Consider the following 25018-nt stretch of genomic DNA (forward strand, 5'->3'; position numbering starts at 1 on the left):
ATGCTTCACTATGATCATAAAATAGATGAAAAACAATTGAATAGTCTTGCGTTGGCGTATATGGGGGATGCAGTTTTTGAAACCTATATACGCCACCATCTGATTCAAAACGGACGGGTCAAGCCACACCTCCTCCACAAGGAGGCAACCTGGTATGTTTCCGCAAAAGCACAGTCCATGATCATACATGAATTAATTGATTTCGATAGTCTGACCGAAGAGGAGCTGGCAGTTGTACGCAGGGGCAGGAATGCGAAATCCGGTTCGGTTCCAAAAAACACCGATGTACAAACGTACAGGTACAGTACGGCCTTTGAATCATTGATCGGATATTTGTTTTTATCCGAAAGAAAAGAGCGGATGGAAGAACTGATTACAATATCAATTAGATTAGTTGAGGAAAAGAAAGGAGGAACAGTAAAATGAGCCAGGATTTTATCATTGGGAAAAATCCCGTTATTGAAGCATTAAAGTCAGAGAGGGATATCAATAAAATCTTTATTGCTGAAGGTTCGCAAGGCGGCCAGATGCAGCAGGTAATCGGCTTAGCTAAATCAGCCGGTGTGCTTGTCCAGTTTGTCCCTAAGAAGAAAATAGATCAGATGGCAGAAGGAAACCATCAGGGAGTCATTGCCCAGGTTGCTGCGTATCAGTATGCAGAGATCGACGACCTTTTCGCTGCAGCCGAAAAGAAAAACGAGTCCCCATTTTTTCTATTACTTGATGAGATTGAAGACCCCCATAATCTCGGATCCATTATGAGGACGGCCGATGCTGTCGGAGCTCATGGAATTATTATTCCGAAGCGGAGGGCTGTGGGTCTTACCGCAACTGTGGCAAAGGCGTCAACTGGAGCGATTGAGTATATTCCCGTTGTGCGTGTTACCAATATGGCAAGAACTATTGACGAATTGAAAGAGAGAGGCGTCTGGATCGCGGGTACGGACGCGAAAGGGAAAGAAGATTACCGCCAATTCGATGGAACGATGCCAATAGGGCTTGTTATCGGAAGTGAAGGCAAAGGCATGGGCCGTCTTATTCGGGATAAATGTGACTTTCTTATCCAATTGCCGATGGCTGGGCATGTTACCTCGCTAAATGCATCGGTTGCAGCTGCTCTTCTAATGTATGAGGTTTATCGGAAACGGCATCCTCTTGAGGGATAAAAATGGACATCCTTATTGTTGACGGGTACAACATAATTGGTGCTTGGCCAGAACTCAGGGTGCTGAAAGATAAGGATTTGTCGTCTGCCAGAGACCGTCTGATTGAAAAAATGGCGGAGTACCAGGGATATTCCGGTTACAGAGTTATAGTCGTTTTTGATGCCCACTATGTAAAGGGTACAGAAAAAAAATACAAAAATTCAAAAGTTGAGGTAATATTTACCAGAAATAACGAAACGGCTGATGAGCGCATTGAAAAATTAGCGATCGATTTAAGCAACATCAAAACGCAAATTCATGTAGCCACTTCAGATTTTACAGAGCAATGGGTCATTTTTGGCCAAGGCGCTCTAAGGAAGTCAGCCAGGGAATTGCTTAATGAAATGAATCTGATCGAAAGCAGCATTGAAAAAAAGGTAAAAAAAATTCAGTCCAAAAAGCCTGTTTCCAAAATCCCCCTAAGTAATGAAGTGGCAGAAATTTTTGAAAAATGGCGCAGAGGAGGCCAATGAGCGGTTGACGCTTGAAAAAGCCCTGCTGTATAATATTTCTAACCATGCTTGTACGGTCGGGGGGATCCTAGTGAGTGCTGACTTCAAGACAATCGACGAAAATCTAATAGACTTTATCCAGCTTGAGGACGAAGAGTTAGTTGATCTGGTGCATAAAGGAGAAAGTGAAGCATTGGATTATCTGATTCATAAGTATCGTAATTTCGTGCGGGCAAAAGCAAGATCCTATTTTTTAATTGGCGCAGATAAAGAAGACATTGTGCAAGAGGGAATGATTGGCTTATACAAAGCGATCCGTGATTTCAAAGAGGATAAGTTGTCCTCCTTTAAAGCATTTGCCGAGTTGTGCATTACCAGGCAGATTATTACGGCTATCAAGACGGCGACACGCCAAAAACATATTCCGCTAAACTCGTATGTTTCTTTGGACAAGCCCATTTATGATGAGGAATCTGACCGGACCTTAATGGATGTGATTTCAGGGGCGAAGGTTATGGATCCTGAAGAGCTTATCATTAACCAGGAAGAGTTTGATCATATCGAAATAAAAATGTCTGAGCTTCTGAGCGACCTGGAACGAAAAGTGCTTGCCCTATATTTGGACGGGCAGTCTTATCAGGAAATATCCGAGGAACTAAATCGCCATGTCAAATCAATTGACAATGCCTTGCAGCGCGTAAAAAGGAAGCTGGAAAGGTATTTGGAAGTACGCGAATTTTCTTTATAGACAGAATTTCCTAATCTCCTACCTTTTTTGCAGTTATTGACATGTTTTAGGGAGCGTGTTAAAGTTTTAAGGGCGTAAAGTGGACATAGTAGGTGGAAAAATGACTAAAAAGGTAACTTTGGCCTGTTCTGTTTGCGGTTCGAGAAATTACTCCACGGCAAGCAAGAATGATTCTGAAAGGCTGGAATTAAAGAAGTTTTGCAGTACTTGCAGTACTCATACGATCCATAGAGAAACAAAGTAATTAAGATATAGATTACGAGAGTGTGTTCAAAAGGAAGGCTAAAAGAGCCGAGAAGATCAAGGAAGCGTAGCTTTGAGCAGCAGAGCGTATGGTATAATACGTGAGCATAAAGGAAAGCTTCTCCGATTAAGCATCACAAGCAGGAAAAGTGTTGTTCCTTTTTCAAGGAGCGGTGAAGCAAGCTGACGCAGTGATTCGACAGCTATTTTCCCCAGGCCTTTTGAATAACATCTAGAAGAATTGCCCTTTTAATAGCCAGAAAGCTGAATAATGGTTTTTTACGGACTAGAATATAGTCTGTTTTGAAGCCGTTTACGCTTTTCTGTTAAAGGATATATCTCTTGAAAGTTGGGGGTTACGAAATGCAACGCATCGTGAATTTTTTCCGTGAAGTTGGACGAGAAATGAGAAAGGTCAGCTGGCCTAAGCGCAAAGAACTGACAAACTATACTGTTACGGTTCTAGCTACAGTTACGTTCTTTGCTCTGTTTTTTGCAGTGCTTGACCTGGGTATTTCTGAATTGATTCGTTTTATTCTTGAATAACCCCTGAGTTTCCATGGTATAATGGAGAATAACACAGGAAACATTTGCAAAGCCCGGAAACGGGTTTTTTCATTTGGTCAAAAAAGTTATGTTGTGATGGTAAATAATTTGTTTAATACAGGGAGGGAAGGACGATCAAGTCCTCTTGAATGGAAAAGAATTGGTATGTTGTTCATACGTACTCTGGCTATGAAAATAAAGTAAAAGCCAACTTGGAGAAACGTGTTGAATCTATGGGTATGCAAGACAAAATCTTTCGCGTGGTGGTTCCGGAAGAAGAAGAAACAGAATTGAAAAACGGCAAAAAGAAAGTAGTAAAGCGCAAGGTTTTCCCTGGTTATGTACTAGTGGAAATTGTTATGACAGATGATTCCTGGTATGTTGTAAGGAATACCCCGGGCGTAACCGGATTCGTCGGCTCTGCAGGTTCAGGCTCAAAGCCAACTCCGTTATTGCCGGAAGAAGTGACAAACATCCTCAAGCATATGGGTGTTGAAGAAAAACGATTCGATATCAACTTTGAAATCGGTGAAACGGTTCAAGTCAAAGAAGGACCGTTTGCAAACTTTACAGGTACCATTGAAGATATTGATAAAGATAAGGCGAAGATCAAAGTGCTTGTAAACATGTTTGGCCGTGATACTCCGGTAGAACTTGATTTTTCACAGATTGAGAAACTGTAAGAAACTGCTAAAATGCTTGATGCATTGGCTGGATAATGCTTTCTCTGTGAAAGTACTTTTATATATCTTTGTAAAAAAACTTGAAATCGTCTTTGAAAAGTGATAATATTTCATAGGTCAGTATGTCTCGACAATGAGGCTGGACATTTGTCAAGTTCTTTATCTTAATATAAAGACTATAAGTTGAGTGGGAGGGAATTTCCCTATTACCACATCACGGACTTTAAGGAGGTGTGTCTCGTGGCTAAAAAAGTAATCAAACTTGTTAAGTTACAAATCCCTGCAGGTAAAGCTAACCCTGCACCACCAGTAGGACCTGCACTAGGTCAAGCGGGTGTTAACATCATGGGATTCTGTAAGGAATTTAACGCTCGTACAGCTGAACAAGCTGGCTTAATCATTCCTGTTGAAATCACGGTTTTTGAAGACCGTTCATTTACATTTATTACGAAAACTCCTCCTGCTGCAGTTCTTCTTAAGAAGGCGGCTGGAATCGAGTCTGGTTCTGGTGAACCAAACCGTAATAAGGTAGCAACAGTCAAGCGTGACAAGGTACGCGAGATTGCTGAAACAAAGATGCCTGACCTAAACGCTGCAAGTGTTGAAGCTGCAATGCGTATGGTTGAAGGTACTGCACGCAGCATGGGTATCGTTATCGAAGACTAATCCATGCATGTGAAATTATAATGTGTGCACTTTGAATGTTGGACAACTGTCCAGCTTCACAAGTGTTTACGCATTTCTGTTTATGATTGAGGTTGCGACGCTGAATTTGGTTTCACTCGCAACCTTTATTCGTGGGAGGTTATTCCGCTAAAACCACATTCAAGGAGGAAATAAAAATGGCTAAAAAAGGTAAGAAGTACGTAGAAGCTGCAAAGCTTATCGACTCTTCAAAAGCTTACCCAATCGAAGAAGCGATTGATCTTGCGAAGAAAACTAATTTTGCTAAATTTGATGCAACTGTTGAAGTAGCATTCCGTTTAGGAGTTGACCCTAAGAAAGCTGACCAGCAAATCCGTGGAGCAGTTGTGCTTCCAAACGGAACTGGTAAAACTCAGCGCGTTCTTGTTTTCGCTAAGGGTGAAAAAGCGAAAGAAGCAGAAGCTGCTGGAGCAGATTTCGTAGGCGATTCTGAATACATCAACAAAATCAACCAAGGCTGGTTCGATTTTGATGTAATCGTTGCTACACCTGACATGATGGGTGAAGTTGGTAAACTTGGCCGCGTATTAGGTCCTAAAGGTTTAATGCCTAACCCTAAAACAGGTACAGTTACTTTTGACGTAGAAAAAGCAGTGAACGAAATCAAAGCAGGTAAAGTAGAATACCGCGTTGACAAAGCTGGAAACATCCACGTGCCAATCGGTAAAGTATCATTCGAAAACGAAAAGCTTGTTGAAAACTTCAACACTATTTTCGATACAATGATGAAAGTTAAGCCTGCAGCTGCTAAGGGAACTTACATGAAGAACGTTTCTGTTACTTCTACTATGGGACCTGGCGTAAAAGTAGATCCTTCATCTGTTGCAGTAAAATAAAAAAATAATTGACAACGTAAAATTCATGTAGTAATATGTATTTTGTTGTGAAAATATAATAACATTTGTGCCGTAGACAGCAGGTGCTGCAAAGCTTAATTTCCTGCCGAGGTATTACGATAGAATGCTTGTTTAACTTGCTATTGTATACTTCCTCCATGTCTGCAAAAGGTGTGGAGGTTTTTTATTGGACGGTATGAATGTAGAAATTCTACAGGAGGTGTAAGGATGAGCAGCGTTATCGAACAAAAGAAACAAATCGTAGGAGAAATTGCTGATAAATTTAAGTCAAGTTTATCAACGGTTGTTGTCGACTACCGCGGTCTTACTGTTGCTGAAGTTACTGAACTTCGTAAACAACTTCGTGAAGCTGGCGTAGAATTCAAAGTATACAAGAATTCAATGACTCGCCGTGCTGCTGAAGCTGCTGAACTTTCCGGTTTAAACGAATCTTTAACTGGTCCTAACGCAATCGCGTTCAGCACAGAAGATGTAGTTGCTCCAGCGAAAATCTTAAATGATTTCGCGAAAAAGCATGAAGCACTTGAAATCAAAGCAGGTGTAATCGAAGGGAATATTGCTTCAGTAGAAGATATTAAAGCTCTTGCTGAACTACCATCACGCGAAGGCTTGCTATCTATGCTACTCAGCGTACTTCAGGCACCTATCCGCAATCTTGCTCTTGCTGCAAAAGCTGTTGCAGACCAAAAAGAAGAACAAGGCGCGTAAGTTAATTTTAGCGTTAAACTAATAGATTCAAACCAAATATAAGGAGGAAACATTATCATGACTAAAGAACAAATCATTGAAGCAGTTAAATCTATGACTGTTTTAGAATTAAACGACTTAGTAAAAGCAATCGAAGAAGAATTTGGTGTAACTGCTGCTGCTCCTGTAGCAATGGCTGGTGGAGCTGCTGCTGGCGGTGCTGCTGAAGAACAAACTGAATTTGACGTAATTCTTACTTCTGCAGGCGACCAAAAAATCAAGGTTATCAAAGTTGTTCGTGAAATCACAGGTCTTGGACTTAAAGAAGCAAAAGAACTTGTTGATAACACTCCTAAAGCTATTAAAGAAGGCGTTTCTAAAGAAGATGCTGAAGAAGTTAAAGCTAAGCTTGAAGAAGTTGGAGCTGGCGTTGAAGTTAAGTAATATAATGGATGAAAAGCCCGCTGCTTAGTCGGGCTTTTTATTTTGAATAAATATGAATTTTTGCTTTTTAAAAAGCAATCCTTTATAATTCGTTCGAAAACACTTATTGTGGTTCTCCAAAATTCTTCAATTGATATTCTCCTGTGGAGGTGATTTCATGTCCGAACACTACTATTCCCAAACACAAAAAGTCGAAAGCAGCCCTAAAACCTGGAGTTATACCCTGAAGGAACAATCATTCCGCTTTAAAACAGATAATGGCGTTTTTTCAAAAAATGAAGTTGATTTTGGTTCAAGACTATTAATAGAAGCCTTTGAACAGCCGGGTGTCGAGGGAAACATTTTGGATGTTGGCTGCGGATACGGCCCAATCGGGCTGACAGCAGCGAAACTTATGCCGGAACGGACTGTACATATGGTCGATGTAAATGAGAGGGCGCTTGGATTGGCAAAAGAGAATGCTGACTTAAACGGCATCAAAAATGTATCAATCTATGAAAGTGACCGCCTTGAAAATACAAAAGGAAATAAGTTCGCTGCAATCCTGACAAATCCGCCGATCAGAGCAGGCAAAAAAGTTGTTCATGATATATTTGAGCAAAGCTTTGAAGCGCTGCTATCCGGAGGGGACCTATGGGTAGTCATCCAGAAAAAGCAGGGAGCACCTTCTGCCATTGATAAAATGACAGAGTTATTTGGCGAAGTTGAGACTGTGGAAAAGAAAAAAGGGTATTTTATTTTAAAAGCAAAAAAAGATTGACTTGACTTTTTTGCTATGTTAGTATTGTAAAATGCCAACATATTATATTTCTATTTATAACTAAATTTGACTAATGGTTGTATAAATTTGGTTTTAATGGGAAAGCTAACAAAATAATAGTCGTATTGTGAAAATGTGGTTTTTGAAGTGAAAACCCTTTTTCTTTTTGTCTTATAAGAATAGGGGTTAGATGAATGTCTCGCTTGCGTTTCCGCTTTTGCGGAATAAGATAGTCTGACTTTCTGAAGTTGGATTACTGTCTAGCTCCGAGCGCCATCGGCTCGAGGTCTTAAGCCGATAGGCGGGCGCTCTCCGCTTTTCTTATAAGATAGTAATAAATTGCTATTAGCACAATAACGCTTGATTTGAGGGGTGAATCAGTTGACAGGTCAACTAGTTCAGTATGGACGACACCGCCAACGTAGAAGTTACGCACGAATCAGTGAAGTTTTAGAATTACCAAATCTAATCGAAATCCAAACCTCTTCTTATCAATGGTTTCTTGATGAGGGTTTACGAGAAATGTTCCATGATATTTCTCCGATTGAAGACTTTACTGGTAATTTGTCGCTTGAATTTATTGATTACAGCCTTGGCGAACCAAAATATTCCGTTGAGGAATCGAAAGAACGAGATGTTACATATTCTGCACCTTTACGTGTGAAAGTGCGTCTTGTAAACAAAGAAACAGGCGAAGTTAAAGACCAGGATGTCTTTATGGGTGACTTCCCGCTTATGACAGAGACAGGTACGTTCGTTATTAATGGAGCGGAACGTGTCATTGTATCCCAGCTTGTACGTTCACCGAGCGTATATTTCAGTGGGAAGCTTGATAAAAACGGGAAAAAAGGGTATACCGCAACCGTAATCCCGAACCGCGGCGCTTGGCTTGAGTATGAAACAGATGCCAAAGACGTCGTATACGTCAGAATAGATCGTACTCGGAAACTGCCCGTTACGGTTCTTTTGCGTGCACTTGGGTTCGGCTCTGATCAAGAGATCATCGATTTGATTGGAGACAACGAGTACATTCGCAACACGCTTGAAAAAGATAATACCGAAAGCACGGATAAGGCTTTACTTGAAATTTATGAACGCCTTCGTCCGGGTGAGCCGCCAACAGTCGAAAATGCGAAGAGCTTGCTTGTTTCAAGATTTTTTGACCCAAAACGCTATGACCTGGCGAATGTCGGCCGATATAAAATCAATAAAAAGCTTCATATTAAAAACCGTTTATTCGGGCAAAGACTGGCTGAAACACTTGTGGATCCAGAAACAGGCGAAATTATTGCGGAAAAAGGTGTTACACTTGACCGCCGTACATTGGACCGCATTATTCCTAATTTAGAGAAAGATATCGGTTTCAAAACAGTTAGCCTTTTAGGCGGAGTAGTAGATGATGATGTTTTGCTTCAATCCATCAAGATTTACGCGCCAAACGAAGATGGTGAAAAGGTCATCAATGTGATTGGGAATGCTTATGTTGAAGAAGCAGTGAAGAACATTTCACCTTCAGACATTATTGCTTCAATCAGTTATTTCTTTAATCTTCTTCACTCTGTGGGAGATACAGATGATATTGACCATCTTGGAAACAGACGCCTTCGTTCTGTCGGCGAACTATTGCAAAACCAGTTCCGTATTGGTTTATCCCGTATGGAACGTGTTGTCCGCGAGAGAATGTCTATTCAAGATACAAATACAATTACACCTCAGCAGCTGATTAACATTCGTCCTGTAATTGCTTCAATTAAAGAGTTCTTCGGAAGCTCTCAGTTGTCCCAGTTCATGGACCAAACAAATCCGCTTGCTGAATTAACACATAAACGCCGTCTTTCAGCGTTAGGGCCTGGCGGTTTGACTCGTGAACGTGCCGGTTTTGAAGTGCGTGACGTTCACTACTCCCACTATGGCCGTATGTGTCCGATTGAAACGCCTGAGGGACCAAACATCGGATTGATTAACTCCTTATCTTCATTCGCGAAGGTGAACCGTTTTGGATTCATTGAAACACCTTATCGCCGCATCGATCCTGAGACAGGAAAAGTTACTTCCCGCATCGACTATCTGACAGCTGATGAAGAGGATAACTATGTAGTTGCCCAGGCGAATGCACTTCTTGGCGATGATGGTTCATTCCTTGATGAAGAAGTAGTTGCCCGTTTCAAGGGTGAAAACACGGTTGTAAAACGCGATCGCGTCGATTACATGGATGTATCACCTAAGCAAGTAGTTTCTGCAGCGACAGCTTGTATTCCTTTCTTGGAAAACGATGACTCCAACCGTGCCTTAATGGGAGCGAACATGCAGCGTCAGGCTGTGCCTTTGATGCAGCCGGAAGCTCCAAGAGTTGGTACTGGTATGGAATATGTATCAGGTAAAGACTCCGGTGCTGCAGTCATTTGTAAACATGAAGGAATTGTTGAGCATGTTGAAGCACGCGAAGTTTGGGTTCGCCGCATACAAAATGTAGACGGACAGGAAGTAAAAGGCGATCTTGATAAATACAGAATGCTTAAGTTTATCCGTTCCAACCAGGGAACATGCTACAACCAGCGTCCAATTGTTGCAGTCGGAAACCGTGTAACAAAAGGAGAAATCCTTGCTGACGGACCTTCTATGGAGCTTGGGGAATTAGCGCTTGGACGCAACGTCCTTGTAGCCTTTATGACATGGGATGGATATAACTACGAGGATGCGATCATTATGAGTGAGCGCCTCGTAAAGGATGATGTTTATACATCTATCCATATTGAAGAATACGAATCTGAATCCCGGGATACAAAGCTTGGGCCTGAAGAAATCACCCGTGATATCCCTAACGTTGGGGAAGATGCACTCCGCAACCTTGATGAGCGCGGAATTATCCGTACGGGTGCGGAAGTAAAAGACGGTGACCTTCTAGTTGGTAAAGTAACTCCTAAAGGGGTAACGGAACTAACTGCTGAAGAAAGGCTTTTACATGCAATCTTTGGCGAAAAAGCACGTGAAGTCCGCGATACATCCCTCCGTGTGCCACATGGCGGCGGCGGTATAGTGCTGGATGTTAAAGTGTTTAACAGGGAAGACGGTGACGAGCTTCCTCCAGGTGTGAACCAGCTTGTACGTGTATACATCGTTCAAAAGCGTAAAATCTCTGAAGGGGACAAGATGGCCGGACGCCATGGTAACAAGGGTGTTATCTCCCGTATTTTGCCGGAAGAAGATATGCCATATTTACCGGACGGCACTCCAGTAGACATCATGTTAAACCCATTAGGGGTTCCATCACGTATGAACATCGGACAGGTGCTTGAGCTTCACCTTGGTATGGCTGCCAGAGCTCTTGGCATTCATGTAGCTTCCCCTGTATTTGATGGTGCCCGTGAGGAAGACGTTTGGTCAACGATTCAAGAAGCAGGCATGGCCCGTGATGCAAAGACTGTCCTTTATGATGGACGCTCCGGCGAGCCGTTTGACAATCGTGTATCAGTAGGCGTCATGTACATGATCAAACTGGCACACATGGTTGATGACAAGCTGCATGCCCGTTCAACAGGGCCATACTCACTTGTTACGCAGCAGCCGCTGGGCGGTAAAGCGCAGTTTGGCGGACAGCGTTTCGGTGAGATGGAAGTATGGGCACTTGAAGCATATGGTGCAGCATATACACTTCAGGAAATCTTGACTGTCAAATCCGATGATGTTGTAGGCCGTGTTAAAACTTACGAATCAATCGTGAAAGGCGAAAATGTTCCTGAGCCGGGCGTACCAGAGTCATTCAAGGTACTAATCAAGGAGCTTCAAAGTTTGGGTATGGACGTTAAGATCCTTTCAGGCGATGAAGAAGAAATTGAAATGCGCGACCTGGAGGATGACGAAGAGGTTCAGCAGGCTGAATCACTAACAATTGCCCCGGAAACGCAAAATGAAGAGCAAGTAGTTACTAAAGAATAACTTTCATATAAAACTGGAATCCAAAGTTCCTAAATTTCTTTGCGCTTCGCCTTCCAGGCGAAGCTGCAGAGGAAAATGTACTGGCAATCATGCTGCTATTGAGCAATAAGGGTAAAACCCGGAGATCAAAAGGGAGGTAGGCCCCTTGCTAGATGTAAACAATTTCGAGTATATGAAGATAGGTCTTGCTTCACCGGATAAGATTCGTTCATGGTCACACGGTGAGGTCAAAAAACCTGAAACGATTAACTATCGTACATTAAAACCTGAAAAAGACGGTTTGTTCTGCGAACGCATCTTCGGACCAACAAAGGACTGGGAATGTCATTGCGGAAAGTACAAGCGCGTCAGATACAAAGGTGTTGTCTGTGATCGATGCGGTGTTGAAGTAACCCGTGCAAAAGTGCGCCGTGAAAGAATGGGCCACATTGAACTTGCAGCTCCTGTATCCCACATTTGGTACTTTAAAGGTATCCCAAGCCGCATGGGGCTTGTGCTTGACATGTCACCGCGTGCGCTTGAAGAAGTAATCTATTTCGCTTCTTATGTTGTAACTGATCCAGGCGATACAGCTCTAGAGAAGAAGCAGCTGCTTTCTGAAAAAGAATACCGTGCATATCGTGAAAAATACGGAAATAAGTTCCAGGCATCCATGGGTGCTGAATCCATTAAGAAACTTCTTTCTGATATTGATCTCAACAAAGAAGTAGACGCTCTTAAAGAGGAACTAAAAACTGCACAGGGGCAGCGCCGTACGCGGGCAATTAAGCGCCTTGAAGTTCTTGAGGCTTTCCGTGGTTCTGGAAACGAACCTTCCTGGATGATTCTAGACGTTCTTCCGGTTATTCCTCCGGAGCTGCGTCCGATGGTACAGCTTGATGGCGGACGTTTTGCCACCTCTGACTTAAATGACTTATACCGCCGTGTAATCAACCGGAACAATCGCTTAAAGCGTTTATTGGATCTTGGTGCACCAAGCATTATCGTTCAAAACGAAAAACGTATGCTTCAGGAAGCTGTTGATGCGCTAATCGATAATGGCCGACGCGGCAGACCGGTTACAGGACCAGGAAACCGTCCGTTAAAGTCCTTGTCACACATGCTAAAGGGTAAGCAAGGCCGTTTCCGCCAAAACTTGCTTGGTAAGCGTGTTGACTACTCTGGCCGTTCTGTTATCGTCGTTGGACCAAACTTAAAAATGTATCAATGCGGACTTCCGAAAGAAATGGCATTGGAATTATTTAAGCCATTTGTTATGAAGGAATTGGTGGAAAAAGGTTTAGCCCATAACATCAAGTCTGCAAAACGCAAAATCGAAAGAGTTCAGCCTGAAGTTTGGGACGTTCTTGAAAGTGTTATTAAAGAACACCCTGTACTGCTTAACCGCGCGCCGACTCTTCACAGACTCGGTATTCAGGCGTTCGAACCTACATTGGTAGAAGGACGCGCCATTCGTCTTCACCCGCTTGTATGTACTGCTTATAACGCAGACTTCGATGGTGACCAAATGGCTGTTCACGTACCTTTATCCGCAGAAGCACAGGCTGAAGCACGTTTATTAATGCTTGCAGCACAAAACATTCTAAACCCGAAAGATGGTAAACCAGTTGTTACTCCTTCACAGGACATGGTATTAGGTAACTATTACCTTACTCTTGAAAGAGCTGGCGCTGTTGGCGAAGGCATGATTTTCAATGATACTAGTGAAGCATTGCTGGCCTACCAAAATGGCTATGTTCATTTGCATACTAGAGTAGCTGTCCATGCCGGATCCTTAAATAACCAGACGTTTACTGAAGAACAAAATAAAAAGCTATTATTAACTACGGTTGGTAAGCTTGTTTTCAACGAGATTTTGCCAGAGACATTCCCGTATATCAATGAACCTACAAAGGAAAATCTTGAGATAGAAACTCCTGAAAAGTACTTTGTAGAACCTGCCACAGATGTGGCTGCTGTCATCAAGGAAATGCCTCTTGTTGATCCGTTTAAGAAAAAGATTCTTGGTAATATCATTGCGGAAGTATTTAAACGTTTTAAAATTACTGAAACATCCAAAATGCTTGACCGCATGAAAAACCTTGGTTTCAGATACTCCACAAAAGCCGGCATCACTGTCGGTGTGGCCGATATCGTGGTATTAGGGGAGAAGCAGGAAATTATCCAGGAAGCACAGGGCAAGGTTGATAATGTAATGAAGCAGTTCAGACGCGGTCTTATTACAGAAGATGAGCGTTATGATCGTGTTATTTCAATCTGGAGTGCAGCAAAGGATAATATTCAGTCCAAGCTGATGAAGTCTTTGGATAAATCCAATCCGATTTTTATGATGAGTGACTCGGGTGCCCGTGGTAACGCATCTAACTTCACTCAGTTAGCTGGTATGCGCGGACTGATGGCCAACCCGGCTGGACGTATCATTGAATTACCGATTAAATCAAGTTTCCGAGAAGGTTTAACGGTTCTCGAGTACTTTATTTCTACTCACGGTGCCCGTAAAGGTCTTGCAGATACGGCTCTTAAAACTGCTGACTCGGGTTACCTGACTCGCCGTCTTGTAGACGTTGCGCAGGATGTTATCGTACGTGATGACGATTGCGGAACAGATCGCGGCTTGTTGATCGCTTCCCTTAAAGATGGAACAGAAGTAATCGAAGCACTTGAAGAACGTTTAATCGGCCGTTATGCAAGAAGAAATATCAAACATCCTGAAACCAGCGAAGTGATTGTTGCTGAAAACGGTTTGATCACTGAGGACATTGCCAATGAGATTGTTACAGCTGGCATTGAGAAGGTTTGGATCCGTTCTGCATTTACTTGTAACACTCGTCATGGTGTATGTAAGAAGTGCTACGGCCGCAACCTTGCTACTGGACAAGAGGTTGAAGTTGGTGAGGCTGTAGGTATCATTGCTGCCCAATCCATCGGAGAACCTGGTACACAGTTAACAATGCGTACCTTCCATACCGGCGGTGTTGCGGGAGATGACATCACTCAAGGTTTACCTCGTATCCAGGAAATATTTGAAGCTCGTAACCCTAAGGGTCAAGCTGTTATTTCCGAAATTGATGGTGTTGTGGTCGGCATCAATGAAGGCCGCGACCGTCAGCATGAAATCGTGGTACAAGGTGAAGTGGAATCTAAAACTTATACAGCACCTTATACAGCGCGCCTAAAAGCCTCTATTAACGATGCGGTAGTACGCGGTCAGGAATTGACTGAAGGTTCTATTGACCCTAAAGAGTTAATAAAAGTTAGAGATGTTACGGCTGTTCAAGAATACTTGCTGCGTGAAGTTCAAAAAGTATACCGCATGCAGGGGGTTGAAATTGGCGATAAGCATATCGAAGTTATGGTACGCCAGATGCTTCGCAAAGTGCGTGTAATAGATGCGGCAGAAACAGATGTACTCCCTGGTACACTGCTTGATATCCATCAGTTTACAGATGCCAACGAAAAAGCCCTTCTGGCTGGAAAAATGCCTGCAACAGGGCGTCCGGTGCTTCTTGGTATCACAAAAGCATCTCTTGAAACAGACTCCTTCTTATCTGCAGCATCCTTCCAGGAGACGACAAGAGTTCTTACTGATGCAGCAATCAAAGGCAAGCGCGATGAGCTCCTTGGCCTTAAAGAGAATGTAATTATTGGTAAGCTTGTCCCTGCCGGAACAGGTATGCAGCGTTACAGAAGAGCAGAGCCTTATACAAATGAAGAGGCAACTGAAGATACTGTAACAGTTGAGTGAATTATTCATTGCGGTGTTTGCTGATTTACAGCAGGCACCGCATTTTAAAGTGAATAAATTAAAGAAAAATCATTTTGCTTGTTGACATCAAAAAATGAAGATGTTACTATAGCAAAGGTGCTCCTATTCACCGGATACTTTGGAGGATACAGCAAATGTCTTATGATAAAGTATTGCAGGCAAAAAGTTTTATTGTAGGAACAAAGCAAACAGTTAAAGCTCTCAAAACTGGAACAATCAAAGAAGTAGTAGTTGCCAGAGACGCTGATGCGAGAGTGACAGCGAAAGTGGTAAGTACAGCGAATGATATGAATGTTCCGATCTTGTATGTGGATTCGATGAAAAAACTCGGAAAAGCATGCGGGATTGAAGTGGGTGCGGCAGCTGTTGCCATAACTCTTTAAAAACTGTTTTTGTAGATTGAGATCTGCAAGAACTTTGTTTTTGCATCAAAATGAACCACCTGGATGTGTGGGCTTAAACAAATTCGAAGGGAGGAAAAATCAAATGCCTACTATTAATCAATTAGTGCGCAAACCGCGTCAAACTAAATCTGAGAAGTCTAATTCACCAGCGCTTAACAAAGGTTACAACAGCTTTAAGAAAGCACAAACTAATGTAGCTTCACCTCAAAAGCGTGGTGTATGTACTCGTGTTGGTACAATGACTCCTAAGAAGCCGAACTCGGCATTACGTAAGTATGCACGTGTTCGTTTAACAAATGGTATCGAGGTTAATGCTTACATTCCTGGTATCGGACACAACTTGCAAGAGCACAGTGTAGTGTTAATCCGTGGAGGTCGTGTAAAAGACTTACCGGGTGTACGTTACCACATCGTGCGCGGCGCTTTAGATACTGCTGGTGTTAACAACCGTATGCAAGGCCGTTCTAAATACGGTGCTAAGCGTCCGAAAGCAGCTAAAAAATAATTCTATTAAATAGTAAAGAATTTTGAAAGGAGGAAAAATCCATGCCACGTAAAGGTCCTGTAGCAAAAAGAGACGTATTGCCTGATCCGATTTACAACTCTAAGCTTGTTAGCCGCCTTATCAATAAAATGATGGTTGACGGTAAAAGAGGAAAATCTCAAGCAATTCTTTACTCTGCATTTGATATCATTAGCGAACGTACTGGCAAAGAGCCAATGGAAGTATTCGATCAAGCACTTAAGAACATCATGCCTGTACTTGAAGTAAAAGCACGCCGTGTAGGTGGAGCAAACTACCAAGTACCAGTTGAGGTGCGCCCAGATCGCCGTACAACTCTTGGTCTTCGCTGGTTAGTAAACTATTCTCGTCTTCGCGGTGAGAAAACAATGGAAGAGCGTTTAGCTAATGAAATTCTAGATGCAGCTAACAACACTGGCGCATCTGTTAAGAAGCGTGAAGATACACACAAAATGGCAGAAGCAAACAAAGCGTTTGCTCACTACCGCTGGTAAGATTAATAGCTTTATTAAAATAACACTCATACTAGGAAGGAGAAAGACCCAATGGCTAGAGAGTTCTCCTTAGAAAATACTCGTAATATCGGTATCATGGCTCACATCGATGCCGGTAAAACAACAACAACCGAGCGTGTACTTTACTACACTGGCCGTATCCACAAAATCGGTGAAACGCACGAAGGTGCTTCACAGATGGACTGGATGGAGCAAGAGCAGGAGCGCGGAATCACAATCACTTCTGCTGCTACAACTGCACAGTGGAAAGGCCATCGCGTAAACATCATCGACACTCCAGGTCACGTAGACTTCACGGTTGAAGTTGAACGTTCCCTGCGTGTACTTGATGGTGCGGTAGCTGTACTTGATGCGCAATCAGGTGTTGAGCCTCAAACTGAAACAGTTTGGCGCCAGGCAACTACTTACGGAGTACCACGTGTGGTATTCGTAAATAAAATGGATAAGCTAGGTGCTGACTTCTTGTATTCATTGAAGACACTTCATGACCGTTTACAAGCAAATGCAGCAGCTATCCAATTGCCGATTGGTGCTGAAGATCAGTTCGAAGGCATCATTGACTTAATTGAAATGAAAGCAACTTTCTACGGTAACGACTTAGGTACGGATATCGAAGATCGTGAAATTCCAGAAGAATACATGGAACAAGCTGAAGAATACCGTGAAAAGTTAATTGAAGCGGTAGCTGAGCTTGATGAAGAATTAATGGAGAAATACCTTGGTGGTGAAGAAATCACTAACGATGAGCTTAAAGCAGCTATTCGTAAAGGTACTGTTAATGTTGAATTTTATCCTGTAATCTGTGGCTCGGCTTTCAAAAACAAAGGTGTTCAAAAAATGCTTGATGCAGTAATTGACTACCTTCCTTCTCCGCTTGATGTACCAGCTATCAAAGGTACACTTCCGGATACAGATGAAGAGGTTACGCGTCCTTCAAGCGATGACGCACCATTCTCTGCATTAGCATTTAAAGTTATGACCGACCCTTATGTTGGTAAACTTACATTCTTCCGTGTATACTCTGGTACTTTGAACTCAGGTTCATATGTGCAAAACTCTACTAAAGGAAAGCGCGAACGTGTAGGACGTATCCTGCAAATGCACGCTAATTCCCGCGAAGAGATTTCAGAAGTACATGCTGGAGATATTGCTGCAGCTGTAGGCCTAAAAGATACTACAACTGGTGATACTCTATGTGATGAGAAGAATCTTGTTATTCTTGAATCTATGGAATTCCCAGAGCCGGTTATCCAACTATCTATCGAGCCTAAGTCAAAAGCTGACCAAGATAAAATGACAACTGCTCTACAAAAATTACAAGAAGAAGATCCAACATTCCGCGCGCATACTGACCAGGAAACTGGACAGGTTATCATTGCCGGTATGGGTGAACTTCACCTTGATATCCTTGTTGACCGTATGAGACGTGAATTTAAAGTGGAAGCTAACGTTGGTGCACCTCAGGTTGCATACCGTGAAACTTTCCGTGCTTCAGCACAAGTTGAAGGTAAATTTGCACGCCAATCAGGTGGACGCGGACAATTCGGCCATGTTTGGATAGAATTCTCTCCAAACGAAGAAGGTAAAGGCTTCGAATTTGAAAACGGCATTGTTGGTGGTGTGGTTCCGCGCGAATACATCCCTGCTGTACAAGCTGGACTTGAAGATTCACTTGATAGAGGAGTACTTGCTGGATACCCATTAGTCGATATTAAAGCAAGATTGTTTGATGGATCTTACCATGATGTTGACTCATCTGAAATGGCATTTAAAATCGCTGCATCAATGGCACTTAAAAACGCTGCATCAAAATGTAACCCGGTTATCCTTGAACCAGTTATGAGAATAGAAGTAATTATTCCTGAAGAATACCTGGGAGATATCATGGGTAATGTTACTTCCCGTCGTGGTCGAGTAGAAGGTATGGAAGCGCGCGGTAACGCTCAAGTTGTTCGTGCTATGGTACCACTTTCTGAAATGTTTGGTTATGCAACATCCCTGCGTTCAAGCACACAGGGTCGTGGAGTGTTCTCTATGCATTTCGATCACTACGAAGAAGTACCAAAATCAATTTCTGAGGAAATCATTAAAAAAAATAAAGGTGAATAATTGATTTTACCTTTTTAATCAAGTATAACTACTATTGTAGGCAACAAAGAGCTGTGGAAGATTATCTCTCCACAGCATCCTAAAATACTTAACTTTTACAATTTAAAGGAGGATTTTTAAAATGGCAAAAGCTAAATTCGACCGTTCTAAACCCCATGTTAACATCGGTACTATCGGACACGTTGACCATGGTAAAACTACTTTAACTGCAGCTATCACAACTGTTCTTTCTAAAAAGGGCGGCGGTGAAGCACGCGGATATGATCAAATCGACGCGGCTCCTGAAGAGCGCGAGCGTGGAATTACAATCTCAACTGCTCACGTTGAGTACGAAACTGAAAACCGTCACTATGCACACGTTGACTGCCCAGGTCACGCTGACTATGTTAAAAACATGATCACTGGTGCTGCACAAATGGACGGCGGAATTCTAGTTGTTTCTGCTGCTGACGGCCCAATGCCACAAACTCGTGAGCACATCCTTCTATCTCGTCAGGTTGGTGTACCTTTCCTTGTTGTATTCATGAACAAGTGCGACATGGTTGACGATGAAGAACTTCTTGAGTTAGTAGAAATGGAAGTACGTGATCTTCTTTCTGAATACGACTTCCCAGGCGATGACATCCCTGTAATCAAAGGTTCTGCTCTTAAAGCTCTTGAAGGAGAAGCTGAGTGGGAAGCTAAAATTGAAGAACTTATGGCTGCTGTTGATGAGTACATCCCAACACCAACTCGTGACACTGATAAACCATTCATGATGCCAGTTGAGGACGTATTCTCAATCACTGGTCGTGGAACTGTTGCTACTGGACGTGTAGAGCGTGGGCAAGTTAAAGTCGGTGACGTAATCGAAATCATCGGTTTAGCTGAAGAACCAAAATCTACTACTGTAACTGGTGTTGAAATGTTCCGTAAGCTTCTTGATTATGCTGAAGCTGGAGACAACATTGGTGCCCTTCTTCGTGGGGTTGCTCGTGAAGATATCCAACGTGGACAGGTGCTTGCTAAGCCAGGTACAATCACACCACACACAAAGTTCAAAGCAGAAGTTTATGTTTTATCAAAAGAAGAAGGTGGACGTCATACTCCATTCTTCACAAACTACCGTCCTCAGTTCTACTTCCGTACAACTGACGTAACTGGTATTTGTAATCTTCCTGAAGGCGTAGAAATGGTTATGCCTGGAGATAACATTGAAATGACTGTAGAACTAATTGCTCCAATCGCTATTGAAGAAGGTACTAAATTCTCTATCCGTGAGGGTGGACGTACTGTTGGCGCTGGCGTAGTTGCTACAATCCAAGAATAATTATAAGAACAGATGGGTGACGACCCATCTGTTTTTTTTTTTTTGTTTTTTTTGACAGGTTAATTGGAGTTACGAAAATACTTTCGTGAAATTAGTCTCTATTATATGTACACGGTGATGATGTTATATATATATTAAACAAAAATTTGTGGATCAAATTGAATTTCAAATAAATTAGAGCAAGGATGTAACTTAGACGTCTATATATAGAAGGTATACTATGTAAAGGAAATTATTCCTCTAGAAAATGACCAGAGATCAGTACAGAATGGATCTGATTGTGGAGAATAGTGCTTTTTAGAGGAGAAAACCTTCAGCAAGTGGAATTAATCATAGCGAATAGTGCCTGTTAGATGAGGAAACCAGCAGCAAATGGAACTAACCGTGGTGAATAGTGCCTTTCGATAGAGAATGCCAGCAGCCATTGGGACTAATCGGAAAGAATAGGTCCATTCTGAAGACAAATCAGTAAGCAGAGGATCCGATTAGGCTGAAGAGAACCTGCCGACTAAACCTGAAATTATTGAAAAAATATTAGCAGAACAAGAGTGACAATGAACTGAATTAGTTAAAGATTTAAATTCAACAAATAAGCTCCTGACTACAAAAACCAAACCCAAATATCGAAAAGCTTTGTACATCGCAACATTCACTTTAAAAATTAAAATTCTTAAACGAGTTTCTTCTATATAATAGCTTCTTCAATAATTCCACGTGAACCTTACACCAATGCCTAAATGAAATATTTAGACTTCTTTCATTCCTATTGAAAACTCACGAGATTGTCGTTATAATAGTAAAAGTGTGCGAAACATAAAGAAATAACATATACATGTTGCATTTCATTTATTGTTTCTGTATAATAGACAATGTTGGTCTTTGACTGCGATGATGTGAAAGGTTGCTGACACACCCGGCCGCTTTGCCATGGCGAGTGTGTGGGAAATTTTCACGGAGAATGTCTATATTAAAATAGGCGAAAAGGAGGGAAAATAATGGCAAAACAAAAAATTCGTATTCGTTTAAAAGCGTATGATCACAGAATCCTTGATCAATCTGCTGAAAAGATTGTTGAGACTGCAAAACGTTCTGGTGCGGCTGTATCTGGTCCGATTCCATTACCAACTGAGAAGTCAATTTACACAATCCTTCGTGCGGTTCATAAGTATAAAGATTCTCGTGAGCAGTTCGAAATGCGTACGCATAAACGTCTTATCGACATCGTTAACCCAACACCACAAACGGTTGATTCATTAATGCGTTTAGACTTGCCGTCTGGTGTAGATATCGAAATCAAACTTTAATAATAAATAACAACAACAAACTTAGGAGGTGTGACTGAAATGACCAAAGGAATCTTAGGAAGAAAGATTGGTATGACTCAAGTATTTGCTGAAAACGGAGATCTTATCCCGGTAACAGTTGTTGAGGCTGCTGCGAACGTTGTTCTTCAAAAGAAATCAGTTGAAACTGATGGATACGAAGCAATCCAAGTCGGATTTGAAGACAAACGCGACAAGCTATCCAACAAGCCTGAAAAAGGACATGTTGCTAAAGCAAACACTGCTCCTAAGCGCTTCGTTCGTGAATTCCGCGGAGCTGATTTAGGGCAATATGAAGTTGGTCAAGAAGTCAAAGTTGATATATTCGCTGAAGGCGAAACTGTTGATGTAACAGGAATCTCAAAGGGTAAAGGTTTCCAAGGTGCAATCAAGCGCCACGGACAATCTCGCGGACCAATGGCTCACGGTTCTCGTTACCACCGTCGCCCAGGTTCAATGGGTCCTGTAGCTCCAAACCGTGTATTCAAAGGTAAGTTATTGCCTGGACGTATGGGTGGAGAGCAAATCACTGTGCAAAACCTTGAAATCGTTAAAGTTGACGTTGAACGCAACTTGTTATTGATCAAAGGAAACGTACCTGGTGCTAGAAAAGCATTGCTAAAAATCAGAAGTGCGGTAAAAGCATAATAATTAAACCGGAAAGGAGGAAAACAGAATGCCGAAAGTAGCATTGTTTAACCAAAGCGGATCTAAAGTTGGTGATATCGAACTTAATGATGCGATCTTTGGTGTTGAGCCTAACCAGCACGTATTATTCGAAGCGGTTGTTATGCAAAGAGCTTCATTACGTCAAGGGACTCATAAAACTAAAATTCGTTCTGAAGTAGCGGGCGGAGGACGCAAGCCATGGCGCCAAAAAGGCACAGGCCGTGCTCGTCAAGGTTCCATCCGTTCACCACAATGGCGCGGAGGCGGTACTGTATTTGGTCCTGTACCACGCAGCTACAGCTACAAACTACCTAAAAAGGTTCGCCGTTTGGCAATCAAATCTGCATTATCTTCTAAAGTATTAGAAGAAAACATCCTAGTATTAGAAGGCCTTGCTTTCGAAACTCCTAAAACAAAAGACTTCAAAGGTGTTTTAAATGGTCTTTCTGTTGATTCAAAAGCACTTATCGTTACTGCTGACCTAGAGGAAAACGTGGCATTATCTGCTCGTAACATCCCTGGTGTAACAGTTGTATCTGCTTCTGGAATCACTGTTTTAGATGTTTTAAACCATGATAAGCTAATCATGACAAAAGCAGCGGTTGAAAAAGTAGAGGAGGTGCTTGCATAATGGATGCACGCGAAATCATTAAGCGCCCCGTTATCACTGAACGTACTACTGATATTATGGCTGATAAAAAATACACGTTTGAAGTTGACGTTAGAGCTAACAAAACTCAAGTTAAAGATGCTGTAGAACAAATCTTCGGCGTGAAAGTTGAGAAAGTTAACATCATGAACTACAAAGGCAAGTTCAAGCGTATGGGCAAATTTGGCGGTTACACAAACAAACGCCGTAAAGCGATTGTAAAATTAACAGCTGAAAGCCAAGAAATCGAATTATTTGAAGCTTAATACTTTAACTAGAAGAGGAGGGAAACGAAATGGCGATTAAAAAGTATAAACCTACCTCTAATGGTCGTCGCGGCATGACGGTTTCTGATTTCGCAGAAATCACGACTAATCAACCGGAAAAGTCTTTACTTGCTCCTTTAAAGAGAAAAGGCGGCCGTAACAACCAAGGTAAGTTGACAGTTCGTCATCAAGGCGGCGGTCATAAACGTCAATATCGTTTAATCGATTTTAAACGTAACAAAGATGGCATTCCAGGACGCGTTGCCACAATCGAATATGATCCAAACCGCTCTGCAAATATTGCATTAGTAAACTATGTGGATGGAGAAAAGCGTTACATCCTTGCACCTAAGAATTTAGAGGTGGGCATGGAAATAATGTCTGGTCCAGAAGCTGACATCAAAGTGGGTAATGCACTTCCACTTATCAACATTCCAGTGGGTACTGTAATCCACAACATCGAATTGAAGCCTGGTAAAGGCGGACAATTAGTACGTTCTGCAGGTACTTCTGCACAGGTTCTTGGTAAAGAGGGCAAATACGTACTAGTTCGTTTGAACTCTGGTGAGGTTCGCATGATTCTTGCTGAGTGCCGCGCTACTGTTGGCCAGGTCGGCAACGAGCAGCACGAGCTTATTAACATTGGTAAAGCAGGACGTTCACGCTGGTTAGGCAAGCGCCCAACTGTACGTGGTTCTGTAATGAACCCTAACGATCACCCACACGGTGGTGGTGAAGGACGTGCACCAATCGGACGTAAGTCTCCAATGACTCCTTGGGGCAAGCCAACACTTGGTTACAAGACACGCAAGAAGAACAACAAATCGGATAAATTTATCGTACGTCGTCGTAAAAAATAACGGGATTGTACTACGGTTCCAAATAAGAACCGTAGAGCAATCACGAAGGGAGGTTCAATCATGGGTCGCAGCTTAAAAAAAGGACCTTTTGTTGATGAACATTTAATGACAAAGATCGAAAAGCTAAACGAAACTGAAAGCAAGCAAGTTACTAAAACTTGGTCTCGCCGTTCTACGATCTTCCCACAATTCATCGGACACACAATCGCAGTTTATGATGGTCGTAAACATGTGCCTGTATACATCACTGAAGACATGGTAGGCCACAAGCTTGGAGAATTTGCTCCAACTCGTGCGTACAAAGGCCATGGCAATGATGATAAGAAAACAAGACGTTAATGAGAGGAGGGCATTCTAATGCAAGCTAAAGCTGTTGCAAGAACAGTTCGTATTGCTCCTCGTAAAGCTCGTTTAGTCGTAGATTTAATTCGAGGAAAGCAAGTAGGCGAAGCAGTGGCGATTTTAAATCTTACACCTAAAGCTGCTTCTCCAATCGTAGAGAAAGTATTAAAATCTGCACTGGCTAACGCTGAGCATAACTACGAAATGGACGTAAACAATTTAGTAGTTGCTCAAGCATTCGTAGATGAAGGACCGACTTTAAAACGTTTCCGTCCTCGCGCTATGGGCCGTGCAAGCCAAATTAACAAACGTACTAGTCATATTACTATCGTTTTATCAGAAAAGAAGGAGGGATAATCAGTGGGTCAAAAAGTAAATCCAGTCGGTTTGCGTGTCGGAGTCATCCGTGATTGGGAGTCAAAATGGTACGCAGGCAAAGACTATGCTGATCTTTTACACGAAGACCTTAAGGTTCGTGAGTACATCACAAAGCGTCTAAGCGATGCTTCTGTTTCTAAAGTAGAAATCGAACGTGCTGCTAACCGCCTGAACATCACAATCCACACTGCGAAGCCAGGGATGGTTATCGGTAAAGGTGGTACTGAGGTTGAAGCACTTCGTAAATCTCTTAACTCATTAACTGGCAAGCGTGTTCATATCAACATTCTTGAAATTAAAAGAGCAGATATCGATGCGAAATTGGTAGCGGAAAACATTGCTCGTCAACTAGAAAACCGCGTATCTTTCCGTCGTGCTCAAAAACAAACTATTCAACGTGCAATGCGCGCTGGCGCTAAGGGTATCAAAACAATGGTATCTGGTCGTTTAGGCGGTGCTGATATCGCTCGTTCAGAATCATACAGCGAAGGAACAGTTCCACTTCATACTCTTCGTGCTGATATCGATTATGCTACAGCTGAAGCTGATACAACTTACGGTAAATTAGGCGTAAAAGTATGGATCTATCGTGGAGAGGTCCTTCCTACGAAGAAGAAAACTGGGGAAGGAGGCAAATAAT

Annotated in this window: 27 protein-coding genes and 1 other annotated feature; all 27 genes read left to right on the top strand. The window is 42.3% G+C overall.

What is annotated here, in order from left to right; translation table 11 throughout:
• The 27 genes from IQ19_RS25085 (at window position 1) to rpsC (ending at window position 25017) form a co-directional block, all read left to right on the top strand.
• Window positions 1–426, top strand: a complete 426-nt coding sequence (locus tag IQ19_RS25085) for a Mini-ribonuclease 3 (RefSeq protein ID WP_144546215.1) — start codon at window positions 1–3, stop codon at window positions 424–426.
• Window positions 423–1166 (top strand): 23S rRNA (guanosine(2251)-2'-O)-methyltransferase RlmB, encoded by a 744-nt coding sequence (gene rlmB / locus IQ19_RS25090; RefSeq protein ID WP_144546217.1) that lies wholly within the window; start codon window positions 423–425, stop codon window positions 1164–1166. Before IQ19_RS25085 ends, rlmB begins: the two co-directional genes overlap by 4 nt.
• 2 nt (window positions 1167–1168) lie before the next feature.
• A complete protein-coding gene (locus tag IQ19_RS25095) occupies window positions 1169–1678 on the top strand; it encodes an NYN domain-containing protein (RefSeq protein ID WP_144546219.1) in 510 nt (169 codons plus the stop codon).
• Between the two features lie 4 nt (window positions 1679–1682).
• A complete protein-coding gene (gene sigH, locus IQ19_RS25100; RefSeq protein WP_181396140.1) occupies window positions 1683–2405 on the top strand; it encodes an RNA polymerase sporulation sigma factor SigH in 723 nt (240 codons plus the stop codon).
• A gap of 100 nt (window positions 2406–2505) precedes the next feature.
• Window positions 2506–2649 (top strand): 50S ribosomal protein L33, encoded by a 144-nt coding sequence (gene rpmG, locus IQ19_RS25105; protein ID WP_144546221.1) that lies wholly within the window; start codon window positions 2506–2508, stop codon window positions 2647–2649.
• Window positions 2650–3011: 362 nt separating this feature from the next.
• Entirely contained in the window at window positions 3012–3194 is a 183-nt protein-coding gene (gene secE / locus IQ19_RS25110) for a preprotein translocase subunit SecE (protein ID WP_110067536.1), read from the top strand.
• Between the two features lie 149 nt (window positions 3195–3343).
• Window positions 3344–3877, top strand: a complete 534-nt coding sequence (gene nusG, locus IQ19_RS25115) for a transcription termination/antitermination protein NusG (RefSeq protein WP_110067537.1) — start codon at window positions 3344–3346, stop codon at window positions 3875–3877.
• 240 nt (window positions 3878–4117) lie between these two features.
• Entirely contained in the window at window positions 4118–4543 is a 426-nt protein-coding gene (gene rplK / locus IQ19_RS25120) for a 50S ribosomal protein L11 (RefSeq protein ID WP_009336545.1), read from the top strand.
• Window positions 4544–4674: 131 nt separating this feature from the next.
• On the top strand, window positions 4675–5418 hold the full coding sequence (rplA, locus tag IQ19_RS25125; RefSeq protein ID WP_338422707.1) for a 50S ribosomal protein L1: 744 nt from the start codon (window positions 4675–4677) through the stop codon (window positions 5416–5418).
• 52 nt (window positions 5419–5470) lie between these two features.
• Window positions 5471–5613, top strand: a sequence feature (ribosomal protein L10 leader region).
• A gap of 33 nt (window positions 5614–5646) precedes the next feature.
• Complete coding sequence (gene rplJ, locus IQ19_RS25130) at window positions 5647–6147, top strand: 50S ribosomal protein L10 (RefSeq protein WP_144546223.1); 501 nt, start codon at window positions 5647–5649, stop codon at window positions 6145–6147.
• 57 nt (window positions 6148–6204) lie between these two features.
• Window positions 6205–6570: a 50S ribosomal protein L7/L12 gene (gene rplL, locus IQ19_RS25135; RefSeq protein ID WP_144546225.1), complete on the top strand. Its 366-nt coding sequence runs from the start codon at window positions 6205–6207 to the stop codon at window positions 6568–6570.
• 157 nt (window positions 6571–6727) lie between these two features.
• Window positions 6728–7330, top strand: coding sequence for a class I SAM-dependent methyltransferase (locus IQ19_RS25140; RefSeq protein WP_144546227.1), 603 nt, complete (start codon window positions 6728–6730; stop codon window positions 7328–7330).
• Between the two features lie 381 nt (window positions 7331–7711).
• Window positions 7712–11266: a DNA-directed RNA polymerase subunit beta gene (gene rpoB / locus IQ19_RS25145; RefSeq protein WP_110067542.1), complete on the top strand. Its 3555-nt coding sequence runs from the start codon at window positions 7712–7714 to the stop codon at window positions 11264–11266.
• Between the two features lie 145 nt (window positions 11267–11411).
• Entirely contained in the window at window positions 11412–15011 is a 3600-nt protein-coding gene (gene rpoC, locus IQ19_RS25150) for a DNA-directed RNA polymerase subunit beta' (protein ID WP_144546229.1), read from the top strand.
• Between the two features lie 155 nt (window positions 15012–15166).
• Window positions 15167–15415, top strand: a complete 249-nt coding sequence (locus IQ19_RS25155; RefSeq protein WP_144546232.1) for a 50S ribosomal protein L7ae-like protein — start codon at window positions 15167–15169, stop codon at window positions 15413–15415.
• A gap of 103 nt (window positions 15416–15518) precedes the next feature.
• On the top strand, window positions 15519–15941 hold the full coding sequence (gene rpsL / locus IQ19_RS25160) for a 30S ribosomal protein S12 (protein ID WP_009336562.1): 423 nt from the start codon (window positions 15519–15521) through the stop codon (window positions 15939–15941).
• A 41-nt stretch (window positions 15942–15982) separates the two neighbouring features.
• Window positions 15983–16453 carry a 30S ribosomal protein S7 gene (gene rpsG / locus IQ19_RS25165; RefSeq protein ID WP_113885244.1) on the top strand — a complete coding sequence of 157 codons (471 nt, stop codon included), beginning with the start codon at window positions 15983–15985 and terminating at the stop codon, window positions 16451–16453.
• A gap of 51 nt (window positions 16454–16504) precedes the next feature.
• Window positions 16505–18583: an elongation factor G gene (gene fusA / locus IQ19_RS25170; protein WP_144546234.1), complete on the top strand. Its 2079-nt coding sequence runs from the start codon at window positions 16505–16507 to the stop codon at window positions 18581–18583.
• Window positions 18584–18704: 121 nt separating this feature from the next.
• On the top strand, window positions 18705–19892 hold the full coding sequence (tuf, locus tag IQ19_RS25175) for an elongation factor Tu (protein ID WP_144546235.1): 1188 nt from the start codon (window positions 18705–18707) through the stop codon (window positions 19890–19892).
• 995 nt (window positions 19893–20887) lie between these two features.
• A complete protein-coding gene (rpsJ, locus tag IQ19_RS25180) occupies window positions 20888–21196 on the top strand; it encodes a 30S ribosomal protein S10 (protein WP_009336571.1) in 309 nt (102 codons plus the stop codon).
• Window positions 21197–21235: 39 nt separating this feature from the next.
• Window positions 21236–21862 (top strand): 50S ribosomal protein L3, encoded by a 627-nt coding sequence (gene rplC, locus IQ19_RS25185; protein WP_144546238.1) that lies wholly within the window; start codon window positions 21236–21238, stop codon window positions 21860–21862.
• A 28-nt stretch (window positions 21863–21890) separates the two neighbouring features.
• Window positions 21891–22514 (top strand): 50S ribosomal protein L4, encoded by a 624-nt coding sequence (rplD, locus tag IQ19_RS25190; RefSeq protein ID WP_110067549.1) that lies wholly within the window; start codon window positions 21891–21893, stop codon window positions 22512–22514.
• Window positions 22514–22798: a 50S ribosomal protein L23 gene (gene rplW / locus IQ19_RS25195; RefSeq protein WP_144546241.1), complete on the top strand. Its 285-nt coding sequence runs from the start codon at window positions 22514–22516 to the stop codon at window positions 22796–22798. The genes rplD and rplW overlap by 1 nt, the downstream gene beginning before the upstream one ends.
• Before the next feature lie 29 nt (window positions 22799–22827).
• Window positions 22828–23658 (top strand): 50S ribosomal protein L2, encoded by an 831-nt coding sequence (gene rplB / locus IQ19_RS25200; protein WP_110067550.1) that lies wholly within the window; start codon window positions 22828–22830, stop codon window positions 23656–23658.
• Window positions 23659–23718: 60 nt separating this feature from the next.
• Entirely contained in the window at window positions 23719–23997 is a 279-nt protein-coding gene (gene rpsS, locus IQ19_RS25205) for a 30S ribosomal protein S19 (protein WP_009336580.1), read from the top strand.
• An 18-nt stretch (window positions 23998–24015) separates the two neighbouring features.
• Window positions 24016–24357 (top strand): 50S ribosomal protein L22, encoded by a 342-nt coding sequence (rplV, locus tag IQ19_RS25210; protein WP_009336582.1) that lies wholly within the window; start codon window positions 24016–24018, stop codon window positions 24355–24357.
• 3 nt (window positions 24358–24360) lie between these two features.
• A complete protein-coding gene (gene rpsC, locus IQ19_RS25215) occupies window positions 24361–25017 on the top strand; it encodes a 30S ribosomal protein S3 (protein ID WP_009336585.1) in 657 nt (218 codons plus the stop codon).
• Window position 25018: the final 1 nt, after the last annotated feature.

The organism is Cytobacillus oceanisediminis (assembly GCF_007830235.1).
Classification (GTDB): Bacteria; Bacillota; Bacilli; order Bacillales; family Cytobacillaceae; genus Cytobacillus; species Cytobacillus oceanisediminis.